12 protein-coding genes and 1 other RNA gene are annotated in these 17,185 nt (G+C 61.8%); 3 read left to right on the top strand and 10 right to left on the bottom strand.

Annotated elements, in window-relative coordinates; translation table 11 throughout:
* Window positions 1–25: 25 nt before the first annotated feature.
* The gene (locus AC09SL_RS01510) at window positions 26–574 is read left to right on the top strand and encodes an adenine phosphoribosyltransferase (RefSeq protein WP_058544610.1); all 549 of its coding nucleotides are present in this window, start codon (window positions 26–28) and stop codon (window positions 572–574) included.
* A gap of 67 nt (window positions 575–641) precedes the next feature.
* On the opposite strand, the gene recR is transcribed toward AC09SL_RS01510, so the two are convergent.
* From recR to dnaX, 4 genes are all read right to left on the bottom strand, one after another.
* Window positions 642–1,244 carry a recombination mediator RecR gene (gene recR / locus AC09SL_RS01505; RefSeq protein ID WP_053183983.1) on the bottom strand — a complete coding sequence of 201 codons (603 nt, stop codon included), beginning with the start codon at window positions 1,242–1,244 and terminating at the stop codon, window positions 642–644.
* 66 nt (window positions 1,245–1,310) lie between these two features.
* Window positions 1,311–2,345, bottom strand: a complete 1,035-nt coding sequence (locus tag AC09SL_RS01500) for an NADP-dependent oxidoreductase (RefSeq protein ID WP_116642840.1) — start codon at window positions 2,343–2,345, stop codon at window positions 1,311–1,313.
* Window positions 2,346–2,556: 211 nt separating this feature from the next.
* Entirely contained in the window at window positions 2,557–2,895 is a 339-nt protein-coding gene (locus tag AC09SL_RS01495; protein ID WP_003183512.1) for a YbaB/EbfC family nucleoid-associated protein, read from the bottom strand.
* Between the two features lie 64 nt (window positions 2,896–2,959).
* Window positions 2,960–5,029, bottom strand: a complete 2,070-nt coding sequence (gene dnaX, locus AC09SL_RS01490; RefSeq protein WP_058543191.1) for a DNA polymerase III subunit gamma/tau — start codon at window positions 5,027–5,029, stop codon at window positions 2,960–2,962.
* Between the two features lie 144 nt (window positions 5,030–5,173).
* Here dnaX and AC09SL_RS01485 point away from each other — a divergent pair, with 144 nt between their 5' ends.
* The gene (locus AC09SL_RS01485; protein WP_058543190.1) at window positions 5,174–5,944 is read left to right on the top strand and encodes a substrate-binding periplasmic protein; all 771 of its coding nucleotides are present in this window, start codon (window positions 5,174–5,176) and stop codon (window positions 5,942–5,944) included.
* Here the strand turns inward: AC09SL_RS01485 and AC09SL_RS01480 are convergent.
* Entirely contained in the window at window positions 5,890–7,638 is a 1,749-nt protein-coding gene (locus AC09SL_RS01480) for a putative bifunctional diguanylate cyclase/phosphodiesterase (RefSeq protein WP_058543189.1), read from the bottom strand. The two genes, AC09SL_RS01485 and AC09SL_RS01480, sit on opposite strands and share 55 nt — an antisense overlap.
* A 338-nt stretch (window positions 7,639–7,976) precedes the next feature.
* Between AC09SL_RS01480 and AC09SL_RS01475 the strand changes: the two genes are divergently transcribed.
* Window positions 7,977–8,291: a helix-turn-helix domain-containing protein gene (locus AC09SL_RS01475; RefSeq protein ID WP_014339392.1), complete on the top strand. Its 315-nt coding sequence runs from the start codon at window positions 7,977–7,979 to the stop codon at window positions 8,289–8,291.
* A gap of 186 nt (window positions 8,292–8,477) precedes the next feature.
* Here the strand turns inward: AC09SL_RS01475 and ffs are convergent.
* From ffs to smc, 5 genes are all read right to left on the bottom strand, one after another.
* Window positions 8,478–8,574: signal recognition particle sRNA small type (gene ffs / locus AC09SL_RS01470), an RNA gene on the bottom strand.
* A 182-nt stretch (window positions 8,575–8,756) separates the two neighbouring features.
* On the bottom strand, window positions 8,757–9,917 hold the full coding sequence (locus tag AC09SL_RS01465; protein WP_058543188.1) for a zinc-binding metallopeptidase family protein: 1,161 nt from the start codon (window positions 9,915–9,917) through the stop codon (window positions 8,757–8,759).
* A 122-nt stretch (window positions 9,918–10,039) separates the two neighbouring features.
* On the bottom strand, window positions 10,040–12,397 hold the full coding sequence (gene ligA, locus AC09SL_RS01460; protein WP_064106906.1) for an NAD-dependent DNA ligase LigA: 2,358 nt from the start codon (window positions 12,395–12,397) through the stop codon (window positions 10,040–10,042).
* Window positions 12,398–12,592: 195 nt separating this feature from the next.
* Window positions 12,593–13,438 carry a cell division protein ZipA gene (zipA, locus tag AC09SL_RS01455; RefSeq protein WP_058545536.1) on the bottom strand — a complete coding sequence of 282 codons (846 nt, stop codon included), beginning with the start codon at window positions 13,436–13,438 and terminating at the stop codon, window positions 12,593–12,595.
* A 257-nt stretch (window positions 13,439–13,695) separates the two neighbouring features.
* Window positions 13,696–17,184 (bottom strand): chromosome segregation protein SMC, encoded by a 3,489-nt coding sequence (gene smc, locus AC09SL_RS01450; RefSeq protein WP_058545537.1) that lies wholly within the window; start codon window positions 17,182–17,184, stop codon window positions 13,696–13,698.
* Window position 17,185 lies beyond the last annotated feature (1 nt).

Here is a 17,185-nt window from a genome sequence, read left to right as displayed (position 1 = left end):
GCAGCTTAGCCAGGACACCTCCACGATGGTCTTTGACTCCTTCGACATCAAATCCCTGATCCGCCCTGTGATCGATTTCCCCAAGCCCGGCGTGATCTTTCGCGACATTACCCCCCTGTTCCAATCCCCGACTGCCCTGCGACTGGTCATGGACAGTTTCGCCCACCGGTATGTCGAGGCCGAGTTCACTCACATCGGCGCGATGGATGCGCGGGGTTTCCTGATTGGCTCGATCCTGGCCTATCAGTTGAACAAGCCGCTGATCTTGTTCCGCAAGCAAGGCAAGCTGCCGGCCGATGTGCTGGCCGAGGGTTACCAGACCGAATACGGCGAAGCCTTCCTTGAAGTGCACGCCGATAGCTTGTGCGAGGGTGATTCGGTGGTGATGTTCGATGACCTGATCGCCACCGGCGGCACGCTGATCGCCGCTGCCAACCTGATCCGCCGCATGGGCGCCAAGGTCCATGAGGCCGCGGCGATCATCGACCTGCCGGAGCTGCTCGGCACCCAGCGCCTGGAAGACATGGGGATTCCCACTTTCTGCCTGACGCAGTTCTCGCTCAGCGAAAAATAATCTCGCCAACGAAACACAACCCCTGTGGGAGCGAGCTTGCTCGCTCCCACAGGGATTTGTGTTGCTGTTACAACGCGATCGGCTTGCGCCCCGCAAACGAATGCGCCAGCGTCCCGCCATCCACCAATTCAAGCTCCCCACCCAGCGGCACGCCGTGGGCGATGCGAGAGGCGACCAGGCCTTTATTGTTGAGCAGTTGGGCGATGTAATGGGCGGTGGCTTCGCCTTCGACCGTCGGGTTCGTAGCAAGGATGACTTCCGTGAACGTACCCGCTTCTTCGATCCGCGCGATCAACTGCGGAATACCGATGGCTTCAGGCCCCAAGCCGTCGAGCGGTGACAGATGGCCCTTGAGCACGAAATAACGGCCACGAAAACCGGTCTGCTCTACCGCATACACATCCATCGGCCCCTCCACCACACAGAGCAAGCTGTCGTCCCGTCGCGGGTCGGCACATTGTGGGCAGAGGTCGTCCTCGGTGAGGGTTCGGCATAAACGGCAATGCCCTACGCCTTCCATGGCCTGGCTCAGGGCCTGGGCCAGGCGCGAACCGCCGCTGCGATCACGCTCGAGCAATTGCAACGCCATGCGCTGGGCAGTTTTCTGACCTACACCCGGCAACGTTCGCAGGGCATCGATCAGTTGGCGAATCAAAGGGCTGAAGCTCATGGAGGAAATGTCCGACATAACAACGAGACGCGGTTTATACCCGCGCCTCCGATTAGCGTCAAATACTCAATCCTGCGCGACCCGCACCACCAACTTGCCGAAGTTGCGCCCTTCCAACAACCCGATAAACGCCTGCGGCGCATTCTCAAGGCCATCGACCACGTCTTCACGGAACTTGACCTTGCCATCACGCACCCAAGGGACCATGGCGCTGATGAACTCCGGCTGACGGTCACCGTAGTCATCAAACACAATAAACCCCTGGATCCGCACACGCTTGGTCAGCAAAGTGCGCTGCAACTGCGGCAAGCGATCCGGGCCGCTCGGCGCTTGATGATCGTTGTAGGAAGCGATCAAGCCACAGAGCGGGATCCGCGCCTTGGCGTTGAGCAATGGCACGACGGCATCAAACACCTTGCCACCGACGTTTTCGTAATAGATATCGATGCCCTTGTCGCAAGCCTGCGCCAGCTCCTGGGCAAAACTCGCGCTCTTGTGATCGACACAGGCGTCGAATCCCAGCTCGTCGACCACGTACTTGCATTTCTCACTGCCACCCGCGACGCCGACGACACGCAGGCCCTTGATCTTTGCCACCTGTCCGACCACCGAGCCCACCGCACCCGAGGCCGCCGCGACCACCAGGGTCTCCCCGGCCTTGGGCTGGCCAATGTCCATCAGCCCCATGTAAGCGGTCATGCCCGGCATACCCAGCACACCCAGGGCCATCGACGGGCTGGGCAGCCCAGAAGGGATGGGCATCACGTTGCGCCCGTCGCTGATGCAGTGGCTCTGCCAACCGGTGGCCCCTACCACCAGATCACCCTCCTGGAATTTCGGGTGCGTCGAGCGTTCCACGCGGCTGACGGCGCCACCGGTCATCACCTCGTCGATTTGCACCGGAGCAGCGTAGGAAGGTCCGTCACTCATTCGCCCGCGCATGTAGGGGTCCAGGGACAGGAACAGTGTCTTGAGCAGGATCTGCCCTTGCGCCAGGTCCGGCAGCGTCACGTGCTCCAGCCGGAAATTGTCCGGGGTCGGGGCGCCGTGGGGGCGGGAGGCAAGGACAATGCGCTGGCTGGAAGTCGATGCTTGTGACATGGAAGCGTCTCCTTGATCGTTGAGTGGCACGTATAGGGAGCAGACCATTGCCAAGGGGGTGGCGTTCGATGTTTGTTCAGCAGGTGCTTGTGGGAGCAAGGCTTGTCCCCACAGATAAGATTTCTGCCACCGCTCGCTCCCATGACAGAAACAAAAATGCCAGGCGCGATGCCTGGCATTGTGTGTAGCCCATCCCGACCGGGATGGTGAATCAGAACGGCAGTTTCATGCCCGGCGGCAGTTGCATGCCGGCCGTCATGCCGGACATCTTGTCCTGGCTGTTGGCTTCGATCTTGCGCACCGCGTCATTGACGGCGGCGGCGAACAGGGCTTCGAGCATTTCCTTGTCGTCTTCGCTCAGGCCTTCGACCACGCTTGGGTCGATGCTGACGCGCTTGATGTCGTGGCGACCGGTCATGACCACGGTCACCATGTCGCCGCCGGACTTGCCGGTGACTTCGGCGTTGGCCAATTCTTCCTGCATCTTGGCCATTTTTTCCTGCATCTGCTGCGCCTGCTTCATCAGGCCGGCCATGCCACCTTTCATCATGGGAATCACCTCGAAAGTACTTGGATAAACAACGCGCCCGGCCCGTTCGGCCCGGCGCCTTCAGTTATGAGCCCTGGGTGACCGGGGCCTCGACAGGTTCGATAGTATCGTGACGAACCACGGCGCCGAACTGTTGCATCATCTGCTGGATGAATGGATCACCGTGGATCGACTCCTCCGCTTCGCGCTGACGGTCCGCACGGCGCCGGGACGCCGCTTGGGCCGGGGTCTCCTGCTCGGGCTTGATCAGCTCGATGGTCAGCGTCAGGGGGCGCTGGTGGTACTGGTTCAGCGCATCGTTGAGGCGACGTTGCTGGGTCGCATTGAACAGGGCGCTATGGGCCGGGTCCAGGTGCAGCAGCCAGTGGTCGCCCTCCACGGCGATCAGCGTGCAGTTGGCGGCGATGCTGCCGGTCATGCCGCTGATCGGCAGTTTAGGGAACAGCTCCAGCCATTGCAGGGCCAGCCCGGTGGCCGGCATCGCCGCAGGTTCCGGCTCGGGCTCCGGGGCCGGCTCAGCGGCGTGCTCGCTGGCCAGGTCGTCCAGGTAGCTGTAGGCCGAATCCATGTCCGGCTCGATGTAATCCTCGTCCAGCGGCGGCTCGTCGTCCTCGTCGACGCCTGGCGTGGCGACATCGACGTCGGCCACTGTCGGCTCGGGCACCGGCGCGGCAACCCACTCCGGCGCATCGGGCACCACGCTGTCGGGCGTTGGCAAAGGCATCGGCGGCAACTCAGGCTGCTCGGCGACGGTCTCCAGGACCGGCTCCACGGCAGGTTGCTGGACAACCTCGGGCTCGATCGGATCGTTCCAAGGCAGATCGACGACGGCTTCAACGACCGGTTCGGGCAGCGCCTCAGCGACCGGTTCAGGTTCTGGCTCAGGGGCTGCAGCAACGGGGGCCGGGGTCGGTGGTACCACAGGCGCTACCGGAGCCGAAGCCACTGCCGGCGCAACGACGGGCGCGGCAGCCACTGGCTTGGCGGAATCAGCTGTGGCCTGGCTGATCCCCACTGGCTTTAGCGTTTGCCTCGGGGCGTCCGCCGTGTCGGCTGGCCGGAACGCCAGCATTCGCAGCAGGACCATTTCGAAGCCGCCGCGCGGGTCCGGTGCCAGGGGCAGGTCGCGACGACCGATCAGGCCCATCTGGTAATAGAACTGCACGTCTTCGGCCGGCAATGCCTGGGCCAGGGCCAGTACGCGATCACGGTCGCCGTGGCCGTTGTCGACACCCTCAGGCAAGGCCTGGGCGATGGCGACCCGGTGCAGCACGTTGAGGATTTCCGAGAGCACGCCATTCCAGTCCGGGCCCTGCTCGGCCAGGTGACGCACCGCTTCGAGCAGCGCCTTCGCGTCGCCTTCGATCAGCGCATGCAAAACGTCATAGACCTGGCCGTGATCGAGGGTGCCGAGCATGGCCCGGACATCCGCGGCCATGACCTTGCCTTCACCGAAAGCGATGGCCTGGTCGGTCAGGCTCATGGCGTCGCGCATCGAACCATCGGCGGCGCGGCCCAGCAGCCATAGCGCATCGTCCTCGAAGGGCACATTCTCGACGCCCAGTACATGGGTCAGGTGCTCGACCACCCGCTCCGGCGTCATGTTCTTGAGGGAGAACTGCAGGCACCGCGACAAAATGGTTGCAGGAAGTTTCTGCGGATCGGTGGTCGCCAGGATGAACTTGACGTAGGGCGGCGGCTCTTCGAGGGTCTTGAGCAGCGCATTGAAGGAATGACTGGAGAGCATGTGCACTTCGTCGATCAGGTAGACCTTGAAGCGCCCACGGCTCGGCGCGTACTGCACGTTGTCGAGCAGCTCGCGGGTGTCTTCGACCTTGGTGCGGCTGGCGGCGTCGATCTCGATCAGGTCGACGAAGCGGCCCTCGTCGATTTCCCGGCAGACCGAGCACTCGCCGCAAGGCGTGGAGGTGATGCCGGTTTCACAGTTCAGGCACTTGGCGATGATCCGCGCGATGGTGGTCTTGCCCACGCCACGGGTACCGGTGAACAGGTAGGCATGGTGCAGCCGCTGGCTGTCCAAGGCATTGATCAGAGCCTTGAGCACATGGGTCTGGCCGACCATTTCGCGGAACGAGCGCGGACGCCATTTACGTGCAAGAACCTGATAACTCATCGAAAACCGTCGCAACGAAGGAACATAAGCGGCTAATGCTAGCGGAGCAGGGGCGAAATTGCATCCGGTGTGCTCGTCTAATCTGACTAAGATTGGATCAGAGACCCGCTTGTCGACATGGGTTTTGCACAATCAGGAGAGTTTATGCGTTCAGCCATGGGGGCTTTGCTGTTGTTGGGTACCAGTTGCTTTGCCGAGGAAGGCCCCCTGCGTTTCGCCATTACCGACGGCTGGGCGATGCCCATGGTGCAGATCGAACGAGGTCGCCCGACCCAGGGCATCCTTCCCGATATATTGACCAGCCTGGCGACCCAGATGGCAATGCCGGCGCAATTCCATGTCCTGTCCCGCGCCCGCCTCGACGGCGCCATGAAACACGGCGAGATCGACGTGCGCTGCTATGTCAGCCCCGATTGGGTGAAGGACAGCGGCGACTACCTCTGGAGCAGCCCGCTGTTTTTCCAGCGCGACTTGCTCGTCGCCACGGCAAGCGCCCCTGCGGCGATCACGCTCAGCACGTTGCCGGAGCAGCCCATCGGCACGGTGCTCGGCTATACCTACCCCACCTTGCAACCCTTGTTCAACCGTGGACAACTGCACCGCGACGATGCCCGCAGCCAGGAACAAGTGCTGGCGAAACTGCTGGCCGGGCGTCATCGCTACGGGATCAGCAACCAATGGGCGCTGGACTGGTTCAATCAACGTCATACCGCTGATCGGCAACTGCAAGAGGTGGCAGTGCTTCAGGAACAGCAGTTGAGTTGTTACGTGCGCAACGATCCGAACATTCCAGCACAACGCATTCTGGAAACCTTGTCGAACATGAAAACGTCCGGGGAGATCGACGCGATCATCCAGCTTTACACGGGCCGCAGTGAAGCATCGCGGGCCAGGAGCGAGGCGTCCTCCCCCTGATCGCCTGGCCGCTGCTGCCATTGCGACGGCGGGATGAACCCCTGCACCCAGCCGGGTATCTGCTCGGGCGGCATGGGCCGGGCGATGAAATAACCTTGTGCCACCTCGCAGCCCAGGCTCAACAGCAGTTGGCCATGCTCAAGGCTGTCCAACCCTTCGGCGACCACCTCACGGCCAAACGCCCGGGCCAGGCCAATCACCGCTTCGGTCAGTGCCAGGTCGTCACGGTCATGGAGAATGTCGCGGACAAAGGTCTTGTCGATCTTGATGGTTTGCGTGCGCAGGTGCTTGAGGTCGTTGAGCGAGCAATAGCCCGTGCCGAAACCACCCAGGGAAAACCCCACGCCCAAGGCATGGCAGGCCTGGAGGCAGGCGCTGACGTGGGCAAGGTTTTCCACCGCGACGGATTCGACAATCTGCAGATCCAACAGACGTGGCGGTACCGCCGGATGCCGTTCCAACACCTGTCGCAGCCGCTCGACAAAATCCGCCCGCTGGAAATGCCGCGCCGAGATATTGATGCTCACCGGCCAGCCCTGCCCCGCTTGCTGCCATTGCTGCAACTGGGTCAATACCTGCTCCATGACCCACTCGCCGATCTCGACGATCAGGTCGGTCTCTTCCACCAGCGGCAGGAACTCCCGTGGCGGCACCAGGCCGCGTTGCGGATGCTTCCAGCGCAGCAGCGCCTCCAGGCCGACCACGGTGCCATGACGCATATTGACCTTGGGCTGAAAATGCAGCCGCAGTTCATTATCGGCCAGTGCCTGGCGGACCCGTTCGACGGTCTGGTAAGTGGCTCGCACTTCCTTGTCCCGGGACACATCGAACAAGTGGAAACGATTGCGACCGCTCTGCTTGGCCACGTACATCGCCTGGTCGGCGTGGCGCAACAACGTCTCGGCGTCTTCGTTATCCCAGGGGAACAGTGTGACGCCAATGCTGGCGAAGACCTTGATGTCCTTGCCGTCAATACCATACGACTTGGAAACGGCGATCAACACCCGGTTCAACGCGGCGTGCAACTCATCCATCCCACGCACATGACGCAGCACCAGCACAAACTCGTCGCCCCCCAACCGCGCCACCACATCCTCGCCACGCACGATACTGCGCAGGCGCCTGGCGACCTCCACCAGCAACCAATCACCACTGGCGTGACCATAGCCATCATTGACCGCCTTGAAGCCATCGAGGTCGAGCATGCACACTGCCAGGGGCAAGTTTTCCGCACGGGAAAACGCCAGGGCGTGGTCCAGCAGATCGGACAGATAAGTACGGTTGGGGAGCCCGGTCAGCACATCGTGACCGACCCGCCATTGCAGCGAATGCAGCAGGCGACGCTTTTCGCTGACGTCGAAGCGAATCGCCAGATAGCGCTCGACTTGCCCTGTCTCGTCATCGATCACCGGCACCAGGGTGGTGTCGACCCAGTGCAGCGTACCGTCCTTGGCCCGGTTGCAGATTTCCCCTTTCCAGACCTGGCCCAGGGCGATGGTGCGCCACATGGTGCGGAAGAATTCGTCAGGGTGCTCGCCGGAATTGAGCAGGCGATGGTTCACGCCCAGCAGCTCATCGCGCCGGTAGCCAAAAAGGCTGCAAAATTGATCGTTGACGTAGGTGATGCGCCCGCTCAGATCGGTTTCGGAAAAAATCGCGGCGGCGTCAACGGCTCTGCGGTACTTCTTATCCATCGAAGCAGTCATCCATGAGTCAGGCTCATTTGTCGCGCGCGGTTGCACCGCCTTCAAGACAGGCGAAAATCAACTAGGCTCAAACACTCTGAGGAAAGCTGGAGCGCGGGCCTTGGCGGGGTTAAGGGAGGGCTTCAGCCCTTGCCTTGTATCGCGGCAAGAAACGCAAGGCCCGGTCTCTGCACACACCCCGGTTTCTGAAGCAGGTCACCAAATACCCGTGCCAAAGGCCGATTCTACGAAAGACATCACATTTTGCAAAGCAAGGTGATGGATCACGCGGTTGCCTAATGCGAAAATCTATCGTTAAGTTCTTGATTCTAAATGGGAATTAAGCGATGCAAATTTCAAGTTTGGGTCCAGCCATCAGACGCTACCGCAAAGTAGCGGGGCTTACTCAGGCTGAACTTGGCGAAAAAACCGGTTTTGACCCCAAAACCATCAGCCGCTTCGAAACCGGCACCTACACCCCCAGCGTCGAAGCCTTGTTCCTGCTTGCCAATGTGCTGGATGTACAACTGAAAGCCTTTTTTGCCGACATGGGCGATGAGGACGAACAGCGGGCGTATCTGTTCGGTGTCATACACAAAGCCCCCTCCAAGGACCTGGGAAAACTGATCGCAGCGGTCGACCAGGCCTTGTCCAAGCCTTGATGCAGATGTGAAAGAGAAGCCGGGACTGTCGATGGGAGGCAGGCCGGGTTTCTCTTTGACTTCGGCCTGTCCTGCCTGGCCAAAACCTGAACAGCAGAACGCACTGATCGATTCGATCAGCAACACAAAAAGAAATTTTGAATTTGGCAGACCCTGCGAACGAAGGCCTGAGCGTTATGGAGGCAACCCCACCAGCCACACCCCGGCACACAATGTTCCCGCTGTGGCTGCTTCCTTCCGGATCTGACCAGGTTCACGGGTAATCGTTGCGGGGGGACCGATGGGGTCACCATAACGACGCCCGCCTGACGGCGAGCCGCGCCATTGTACCTATCTGGCAAGAAGTTACAACCGTTCGTGCCGGATTAAAAAACTTAAGATGTTCAAGCACTTGCTGTGGCAGCAAAGCTTGCTCGCGATGACATCGACACATCAGGCAAGGATGCAGGCGGCTTTCACAGGAACCTACAACAGCACCTCATCCGCCCGGCCACCCTCCTCCTGGATCACCAGGTGGATGAAATGCAGCTTGGTAATAACGGCCGCCGGCACGACGAACGGGTAGAAATCCGGTTGGCCCATGCTGCGGGACAGTTCGTTGAGCATGCCGGCCAGTTCGATCCAGGCGTTGACGAACGAGAGGAAAGCCGCACCGCCAGCGTGCTCGCAATCGTATAGGGTTTCGGGCGGGAACGGCTGGTAGTCGAAATCCATTTCCCGGGCGCTCATGCCCAAACCCAGGGCGGTGTCCACCGCGTCCATCATGTGCAGGTAATGCGCCCAGGTTTCCGCCCAGTCCTCCCACGGGTGCATGGTGGCATAGGCGCTGACGTAACGGGTTTGCCAGTCCAGCGGCGCGCCTTGCTGGTAGTGCCGGTCCAGGGCTTCGGCATAACTGGCGCGCTCATCGCCGAACAGCTCGCGGAAAGCCTCGAGCCAGTGGCTGTTGGCGATCAGCCGGTCCCAATAATAGTGCCCCACCTCATGTCGGAAATGCCCGAGCAAGGTGCGATACGGCTCGCGCATCTGCTGGCGCACGTATTCACGATGGGCATCGTCAGCTTCCTTGATGTCGAGGGTGACCAATCCACTGGCGTGACCAGTGGTGGGTGGTGTGCCGTCGGGATCGACACCGATGAAATCAAACGCCAAGCCGGTGTTTTCGTCGACGGTTTTCGGGATGACCGACAAGCCGAGGCTAATCAGTTGCGCGACCAGACGACGCTTGGCTGTCTCGACCTTGCACCAGCGTTCGGGGTTTTCCGGGATCGACAGGTCGGGAATGGTGCGGTTCAAGCTACAGGCGATGCACAGGGTATCGTACCCGTTGGCCGGCAACAGCCAATTGCAGGCCGCCGGGGTGTCGAGGTTGGCGCAACGGCGGAACAGCCCGGCTTGGGGATCGGCGTCCAGCGTCCAGGTCCCGGCTTGCTCGCCGGGTTGCAAGGACGTCAGGCGACTGCGCTCAGGTTGATAACCCAGCGCCGCCAGGCAGGCCAGGCATTGGCTGTTGCGAAAGAACAACGACTGGCCGCAACGGCACGACCAGACCTTGCTGTTACGTGACCGATCGCCCAGGAACGGCGCAGCGATGCGTGAGCTCAGTTGTTCGAAGAAGCGGTACATGGCGATCTCTCCCTGGAGCCTGCAAGACTAGATCACCTTACGTTCATGATCGTTCCGAGCGATGTACCACTGGCAGCGGATAAACCGTGGCGAGGGCACTTGTCCCCTCGCCACACAGGGCGCTAAACCGTGATGCCATGCTGACTCAGAAAGACGACAAACGCCTCTTCATCCAGCACCTTGAGCCCCAGTTCATTGGCCTTGGTCAATTTCGAACCGGCGCCCGGCCCGGCCACCACGCAGTGGGTTTTCGCCGACACGGAACCTGCGACCTTGGCCCCCAGGCTCTCCAGCTTGTCCTTGGCGACGTCGCGACTCATCAACTCCAGCGAACCGGTCAGCACCCAGGTGTGACCCGCCTCAGGCAAACCTTCGACGACCTTCTTCTCGCTCTGCCAATGCATGCCGAAGTCCTGCAACTGTTGCTCCGCGGCTTCGGCCTGCTGACGGTTGGCGGCAATGGCGAAGAACTCGCGCACGGCGTTGGCCTGTTTTTCCGGCAACGCCTGGCGCATGTCCAGCCAGTCGGCACTCATCACCGCCTCGAGTGAACCGAACTTGTCTGCCAGTTTCTGCGCTCCGCCCGGTCCGACCGAAGGAATGTTCAACTTGTCGAGAAAACCACCCAGGGTCGTGCTGGCGGAGAACTCGGCGCCCAACTCGCCCTGATCCTGGATCTCAAGGCCGTGGCGCAACAGGTCCTTGATCACCTGGCGATTGTGCGAGTCCTCGAAGAAGCTGTAGATCTCGTGGGCCACTTCCAGGCCGACGTCAGGCAAGTACGTGAGCACCTGGGGCAGAGCCGCCTGCACGCGCTCCAACGAACCGAGGGAGCGAGCCAGGACCTTGGCGGTTTCCTCGCCCACGTCCGGAATGCCGAGGGCGTAGATGAAACGCGCCAGGCTCGGTTTCTTGCTGTCGACAATGGCCGCCAGCAGGTTCTTGCTCGACAGTTCGGCGAAGCCTTCCAGGTCGACCACCTGCTCGAAGGTCAGGGCATACAGATCGGCGGGCGAACCCACCAGGCCCTCGTCCACCAGTTGCTCGACGCTCTTCTCGCCCAGGCCCTCGATGTCCATGGCCCGACGCGACACGAAGTGGATGATCGCCTGCTTGAGCTGCGCACCACAGGCCAGGCGACCGACGCAGCGGTACACCGCGCCTTCGCTGATGGTTTCACGGCCCTTGCTGCGCTTGATCAGTTGTGTGCGCTCGACATGGGAACCACACACCGGGCACTGCCGGGGGATCTCCACGGGGCGGGCATCGGCCGGACGGCGCTCGGTGATCACTTGCACCACTTGCGGGATCACGTCGCCGGCACGGCGGATGATCACGGTGTCGCCGATCATCAGGCCCAGGCGTGCCACTTCGTCCATGTTGTGCAAGGTGGCGTTGGCCACGGTCACGCCAGCGACCTTGACCGGCTTGAGGCGTGCCACGGGCGTGACAGCGCCGGTGCGACCGACCTGGAACTCGACGTCCAGCAACTCGGTGAGTTCTTCAGAGGCCGGGAATTTATGAGCGATGGCCCAACGCGGCTCCCGGGCGCGAAAACCGAGCTCGCGCTGGGAGGCGATGCTGTTGACCTTGAACACCACCCCGTCGATTTCATAAGGCAACGCGCTACGACGCTCGCCGATGTCGCGGTAGTAATCCAGGCATTCGTCAATACCGTGGGCCAGCTTCAACTCACGACTGATGGGCAAGCCCCAGGCCTTGAGCTGCTTGAGGTTGCCAATGTGGGTATCGGCAATGTCCGCGGTCACTTGGCCGATGCCATAGCAGCAAAATTCCAGGGGACGGTTGGCCGTGATCCTGGAGTCCAACTGACGCAGACTGCCGGCCGCCGCGTTGCGCGGGTTGGCGAAGGTCTTGCCACCCGCTTCCAGTTGCGTGGCGTTGAGGCGTTCGAAGCCGGCCTTGGACATGTACACCTCGCCGCGCACTTCCAGCAGTGGCGGCCAGCCGCTGCCCTGCAACTTGAGGGGGATGTTGCGCACCGTACGCACGTTGACGCTGATGTCCTCGCCCGTGGTGCCATCACCACGCGTGGCACCGCGCACCAGCATGCCGTCCTGATACAACAGGCTGACCGCCAGGCCATCGAGCTTCGGCTCGCAGCTGTACTCCACCGCCGCACCCCCGCCCAGCAGGTCGCCCATGGGCAGGTCGAGGCCTTCAGTTACCCGGCGGTCGAATTCGCGCATGGTGGTTTCGTCGAAGGCGTTGCCCAGGCTGAGCATCGGGATCTCGTGGCGCACCTGGCTGAATGCCGAGAGCGCCCCGCTACCGACCCGCTGGGTCGGGGAATCACTGGTCACAAGTTCCGGGTGCTGCTCTTCCAGGGCCTTGAGCTCGTGGAACAAGCGGTCGTACTCGGCGTCCGGGATGCTCGGCTCATCGAGCACGTGGTAGCGGTAGTTGTGCTGATCCAGCTCGGCGCGCAGCTGTTGAATTCGGGTTTCGACGGCGTTCATGGGTGTTCTCTCATAAAGCAAAAGAGCAGCCTAGGCTGCTCATTCTCAATACTTCGATCGCGTGCAGGAGCTGTAGGAGCTGACGAGTGCAACGAGGCTGCGATCTTTCCACTGACGATTGGGTCGTGAGCGAAAGATCAAAAGATCGCAGCCTCGTTGCACTCGACAGCTCCTACAGGCCAGCGATCTTTGGCCTCAGCGCTTCTGGGTCAGTGCCCGGCGCTCGAATTCGACGATGCGCTGGCGGTAGTGCTCGATAGTCTGGGCGGTCAGCACGCTGCGCTGGTCATCCTTGAGTTCGCCATTGAGCTCCTGGGACAACTTGCGAGCCGCGGCCACCATCACATCGAAGGCCTGCTTGGGATGACGCGGGCCCGGCAGGCCAAGGAAGAAACTCACCGCCGGCGTGCTGAAATGATCGATGTCGTCGAGGTCGAACACGCCAGGCTTGACGGCGTTGGCCATGGAGAACAGCACCTCGCCGTTGCCGGCCATGCTCTCATGACGATGGAAAATATCCATCTCGCCGAAACGCAGGCCGCTTTCCAGGATGTTCTGCAGCAACGCCGGGCCCTTGAAGCCGGCCGGGTCGCGGCAGATCACGCTGATCACCAGCACTTCTTCAGCCTGGGCCTGGTCTTTGTCGGCGCTCGAGGTTTTGTTCTCGTCCGGGAAATCGCTGTCGCGACTGCTGAAGCTCGGGCCACCATCCAGGTCGAGATTCAGGTTCAAATCACCCTGGGACGGTTCGCTGTTGCGCTTGCCGCGCTTGGAACCCGATTCCCGTGGCTCTCGGGCAGGCGCGCTCATCGACGGCAAGTCATGTTCATCCAGCTGCGGCTCCTTATGGGTGTCCAGCACCCGGGGCGGGCCCAGCAGCTCGGCGCTGTCATCCTCATCGGGCAGGTTCGACAAGCTGCGGTCCAGGCGAAACTTCAGTTTCCCCTTGCCGCCGCGCATGCGGCGCCAGCCGTCGAAAAGAATACCGGCAATGACAATGATGCCGATGACGATCAGCCACTCGCGCAGACCGATTTCCATGTAATCCCGTGCCTCTATAAAAATGCTGAAAAATAAGGGGCTTAGCTATTTGCAAACCGCTTTAAAACGTGGCGCCAACTCTATGTTCTGAATGGCGTTTTGCCCACGCATACGAAAAATTGACATTAAACTAGCACGACCAAAGATAACTTTACACCGTCTGTCGCACAGGCTTGTGCCCAATCTGTTAATTGAACATCACCCCCCAGGGTAAAAATACCTACAGCGTTCCAAGCAAATGCCCTACAGCTTGTTGATCAGGCATCCACCATGGCCATGGCCTCCTCCACATCCACCGCCACCAGTCTCGAACAGCCCGGCTCATGCATGGTCACCCCCATCAACTGATCGGCCATTTCCATGGCGATCTTGTTGTGGGTGATATAGATGAACTGCACCGTTTCAGACATCTCCTTCACCAGCCGTGCGTAACGGCCTACGTTGGCGTCGTCCAGTGGTGCGTCGACCTCATCGAGCATGCAGAACGGCGCCGGGTTCAGTTTGAAGATGGCAAAGACCAGGGCCAATGCGGTCAGCGCCTTTTCGCCACCGGAGAGCAAATGGATGGTGCTGTTCTTCTTGCCAGGAGGACGCGCCATGATTGTCACCCCTGTATCGAGTAAATCTTCGCCCGTCAGTTCCAAGTAGGCGCTGCCGCCACCGAAAACTTTGGGGAAAAGTGCCTGCAAACCGCCATTGATCTGATCAAAGGTATCCTTGAAGCGATTGCGGGTTTCCTTGTCGATCTTGCGAATGACGTTTTCCAGGGTCTCCAGCGCTTCCACCAGATCGTCGTTCTGGGCGTCCAGGTAGCGCTTGCGCTCGGACTGCTGTTGATACTCGTCGATGGCCGCCAGGTTGATTGCCCCCAGGCGCTGGATGCGCTGGGCAATGCGCTCCAGTTCTTCCTCGGCGTCCTTCTCGTTCGCCCCGGCCACCAGGGTGGCGAGCACGCCGTCGAGGTCGTAGCCGTCTTCCAGCAACTGGTCCTGCAAGGCTTTGCGCCGCACCGTCAGGGCTTGCCACTCCATGCGCTGCTGTTCCATCTGGCCGCGGATCAGTTGCGATTGCTGCTCGGCCTGGCTGCGGCGCTTCTCGGCGTCGCGCAGTTCGCGGTCGGCGTCCTCCAGAGCGATCTGCGCCGTCTTGAGCTCTTCGTCGACGCTCATGCGCTTGTCGAGCAACTCTTCGAGCTTGAGGCGCAGCTCTTCCAGCGGCGCTTCGCCCTCCTCCAGATTGAGGCTCAATTGTTCGCGTTTTTCGGTCAGGCGTTCGGACTGCATTTCCAGCCGTTCCAATGCCTGGCGCGTGGAATCGTGCTGGGCCTTGAGCGAGCCCAGGCGCACCGCCAACTGATGGGCATGGTCCTTGTGCTGGCGCGCTTCCTGGCGCACCCGATCCAGGCGCTCGCGCAGGCTGTCACGCTGGGCCAGCAGCAGTTCGCGCTGCTCGGTGTCCAGTGCCATGGCATCGAGGGCCTCTTGCAGTTGCAAGCGCGCCTCGCCGATCTGTTCGTGCTCCAGCGCCCGCTGCTCGCCCAGTTCGGCGATTTCTTCTTCGAGGCGGGTGCGGCGCAGCGCCAACTGTTCGACCTTGGCCTTGCCGGCCGACAGCTGCGCCTTGAGCTCGCCTTGCTGGCGCGCTTCATCCTGCAACAGCCGGCGCAGGTGTTCGCGGCCGTTCTCCTGCTGACGCTGTTGCGCCCGCAGGTTCTGTAATTCGGTTTCCAGGGCTTCGACGCTGGCCTCGCGCTCTTCGCGCTCGGCGCCCAGGCGCTGGATCTCCTGGCCACGGGCGAGCATGCCGCTCTCGGCTTCGCTGGCCCGACGCACCCGCAGGAAATGCCGGCCGACCCAATACCCGTCACGACTGATCAGGCTTTCGCCGGCCGCCAATTGCCCACGCAGGGCCAAGGCCTGCTCAAGGCTGTCCACCGGTTTGACCTGCCCCAGCCAGGGCGACAGGTCGACCTGGGCCTCGACCTTGTCCAGCAAGCTGCCGGGGATTCGTACGCCGTCGCCCGCCGGACTGAGCAGGCGCAGATCGCCCTGAGTGAAACCCGACAGGTCGAAGCCACCGAAGTCATCCACGAGCACGGCTTGCAGATCGGCACCCAGCACGGTTTCCACCGCCAGCTCCCAACCGGCATCGACCTTCAGGCCCTCGGCCAGTCGCGGACGCTCGGCCAGATGCTGGTCGCGCAGCCATTCGGCGGTGCCGGTGCCTGGGTCCAGTGCGGCTTGCTGCAAGGCTTCCAGCGAGGCCAGGCGCCCATTGAGCCGCTGCAATTCGCCCTGGGCCTGTTGCTGGTTCTGCAAGGCCAGTTGCAAGGCCTGGCGCAGTTGTTCGAGCCGTTCGACCTGGGCGTCTTCGCTGGCCTGCAAGTCTTCGAGGGTGGCTTCGCTGGTCGCCAGTTGCTCGTTCAGATCCAGGATCGCTGCGTCTTCCGGGTCCGCCGCGAGCAAGGCGCGCTCTTCGGACAGGCGACGCTGACGTTCGGCCAGGCGCTCCATGCTGGTTTCCAACTGCTGGATGCGCGACTGCTGGACTTCAGCCTGACGCCGCGGCTCGGCCGAGGTCAGGTTGAAACTGTCCCACTGCTCTTGCCAGCCATGCATGGTCAGCTCGGCTTCTTCCAGGGCCGCGGCAGCCTCTTCGGCGGCGGCGCTGGTGATTTCCTGCTCCGGCGTGAGTCGGTCCAGCTCCTCGCCGAGGGTCAACAGCAAGGTGCGGTCGTGCCCCAGGTGTGATTCGGTTTCCAGGCGCGCCCGCTCGGCTTCCTTCAAATCATCCTGCAACTGCCGCAGTCGTTGTTGACCATGCTGGATGCTCTGCTCGACCCGGGCGATGTCGCCCCCCACGGAATAGAAGCGCCCCTGCACCAGATTGAAGCGCTCGGACAGGTCGTGGTGCCCGTCACGCAGGCGCTCGATGGCGGCGTCGGCGTTGCGTTGCTCGGCCACCAGGGCTTCGAAGCTGACTTCCTGGTTACCGATGATCGCCTCACGCTGGCCGACCTGCTCGTTCAACGCCTGCCAACGCAGGGCCGACAGCTGGGCCTTGAGCTGGCGCTCCTCGCCCTTGTATTCCTGGTACTTCTTCGCGGCCTCGGCCTGACGGTGCAGACGCTCGAGCTGGCGTTCGAGTTCTTCGCGCAGGTCGGTCAGGCGCGCCAGGTTCTCGTGGGTGCGACGAATGCGGTTTTCAGTCTCGCGCCGCCGCTCCTTGTACTTGGAAATACCGGCGGCTTCTTCGATGAAGTTGCGCAAGTCTTCGGGCTTGGCCTCGATCAGCTTGGAGATCATGCCCTGTTCGATGATCGAGTAGCTGCGCGGGCCCAGGCCGGTGCCGAGGAAAATATCGGTGATGTCGCGACGCCGGCACTTGGCACCGTTGAGGAAATAGCTGTTCTGGCTGTCGCGGGTCACTTTGCGACGAATGGAGATTTCCGCATAGGCGGCGTACTCGCCCACCAGGGTGCCGTCGGAGTTATCGAACACCAGCTCGATGCTGGCCTGGCTCACCGGCTTGCGGCTGGTGGAGCCGTTGAAGATGACGTCGGTCATCGACTCGCCACGCAGGTTCTTGGCCGAGCTCTCGCCCATCACCCAGCGCACGGCGTCGATGATGTTCGACTTGCCGCAACCATTGGGCCCGACCACCGCCGCCATGTTACTGGGGAAGTTCACCGTGGTCGGGTCGACGAAGGATTTGAACCCCGCCAACTTGATGCACTTGAGCCGCACG

It is taken from the genome of Pseudomonas sp. PF05 (assembly GCF_056521845.1).
The sequence above is the reverse complement of the archived record's forward strand: the minus strand, read 5'-3'. Positions and strand labels throughout refer to the sequence as shown.

What these genes read in the sequence shown, in the direction of transcription:
- recR (WP_053183983.1), bottom strand. Translation starts at nt 1,244, where the DNA reads ATGAGCTTCAGCCCTTTGATTCGCCAACTGATCGATGCCCTGCGAACG.
- AC09SL_RS01475 (WP_014339392.1), top strand. Translation starts at nt 7,977, where the DNA reads ATGCAAATTTCAAGTTTGGGTCCAGCCATCAGACGCTACCGCAAAGTA.
- AC09SL_RS01500 (WP_116642840.1), bottom strand. Translation starts at nt 2,345, where the DNA reads ATGTCACAAGCATCGACTTCCAGCCAGCGCATTGTCCTTGCCTCCCGC.
- AC09SL_RS01465 (WP_058543188.1), bottom strand. Translation starts at nt 9,917, where the DNA reads ATGTACCGCTTCTTCGAACAACTGAGCTCACGCATCGCTGCGCCGTTC.
- dnaX (WP_058543191.1), bottom strand. Translation starts at nt 5,029, where the DNA reads ATGAGTTATCAGGTTCTTGCACGTAAATGGCGTCCGCGCTCGTTCCGC.
- AC09SL_RS01485 (WP_058543190.1), top strand. Translation starts at nt 5,174, where the DNA reads ATGCGTTCAGCCATGGGGGCTTTGCTGTTGTTGGGTACCAGTTGCTTT.
- AC09SL_RS01495 (WP_003183512.1), bottom strand. Translation starts at nt 2,895, where the DNA reads ATGATGAAAGGTGGCATGGCCGGCCTGATGAAGCAGGCGCAGCAGATG.
- AC09SL_RS01510 (WP_058544610.1), top strand. Translation starts at nt 26, where the DNA reads ATGGTCTTTGACTCCTTCGACATCAAATCCCTGATCCGCCCTGTGATC.
- AC09SL_RS01480 (WP_058543189.1), bottom strand. Translation starts at nt 7,638, where the DNA reads ATGGATAAGAAGTACCGCAGAGCCGTTGACGCCGCCGCGATTTTTTCC.
- zipA (WP_058545536.1), bottom strand. Translation starts at nt 13,438, where the DNA reads ATGGAAATCGGTCTGCGCGAGTGGCTGATCGTCATCGGCATCATTGTC.
- ligA (WP_064106906.1), bottom strand. Translation starts at nt 12,397, where the DNA reads ATGAACGCCGTCGAAACCCGAATTCAACAGCTGCGCGCCGAGCTGGAT.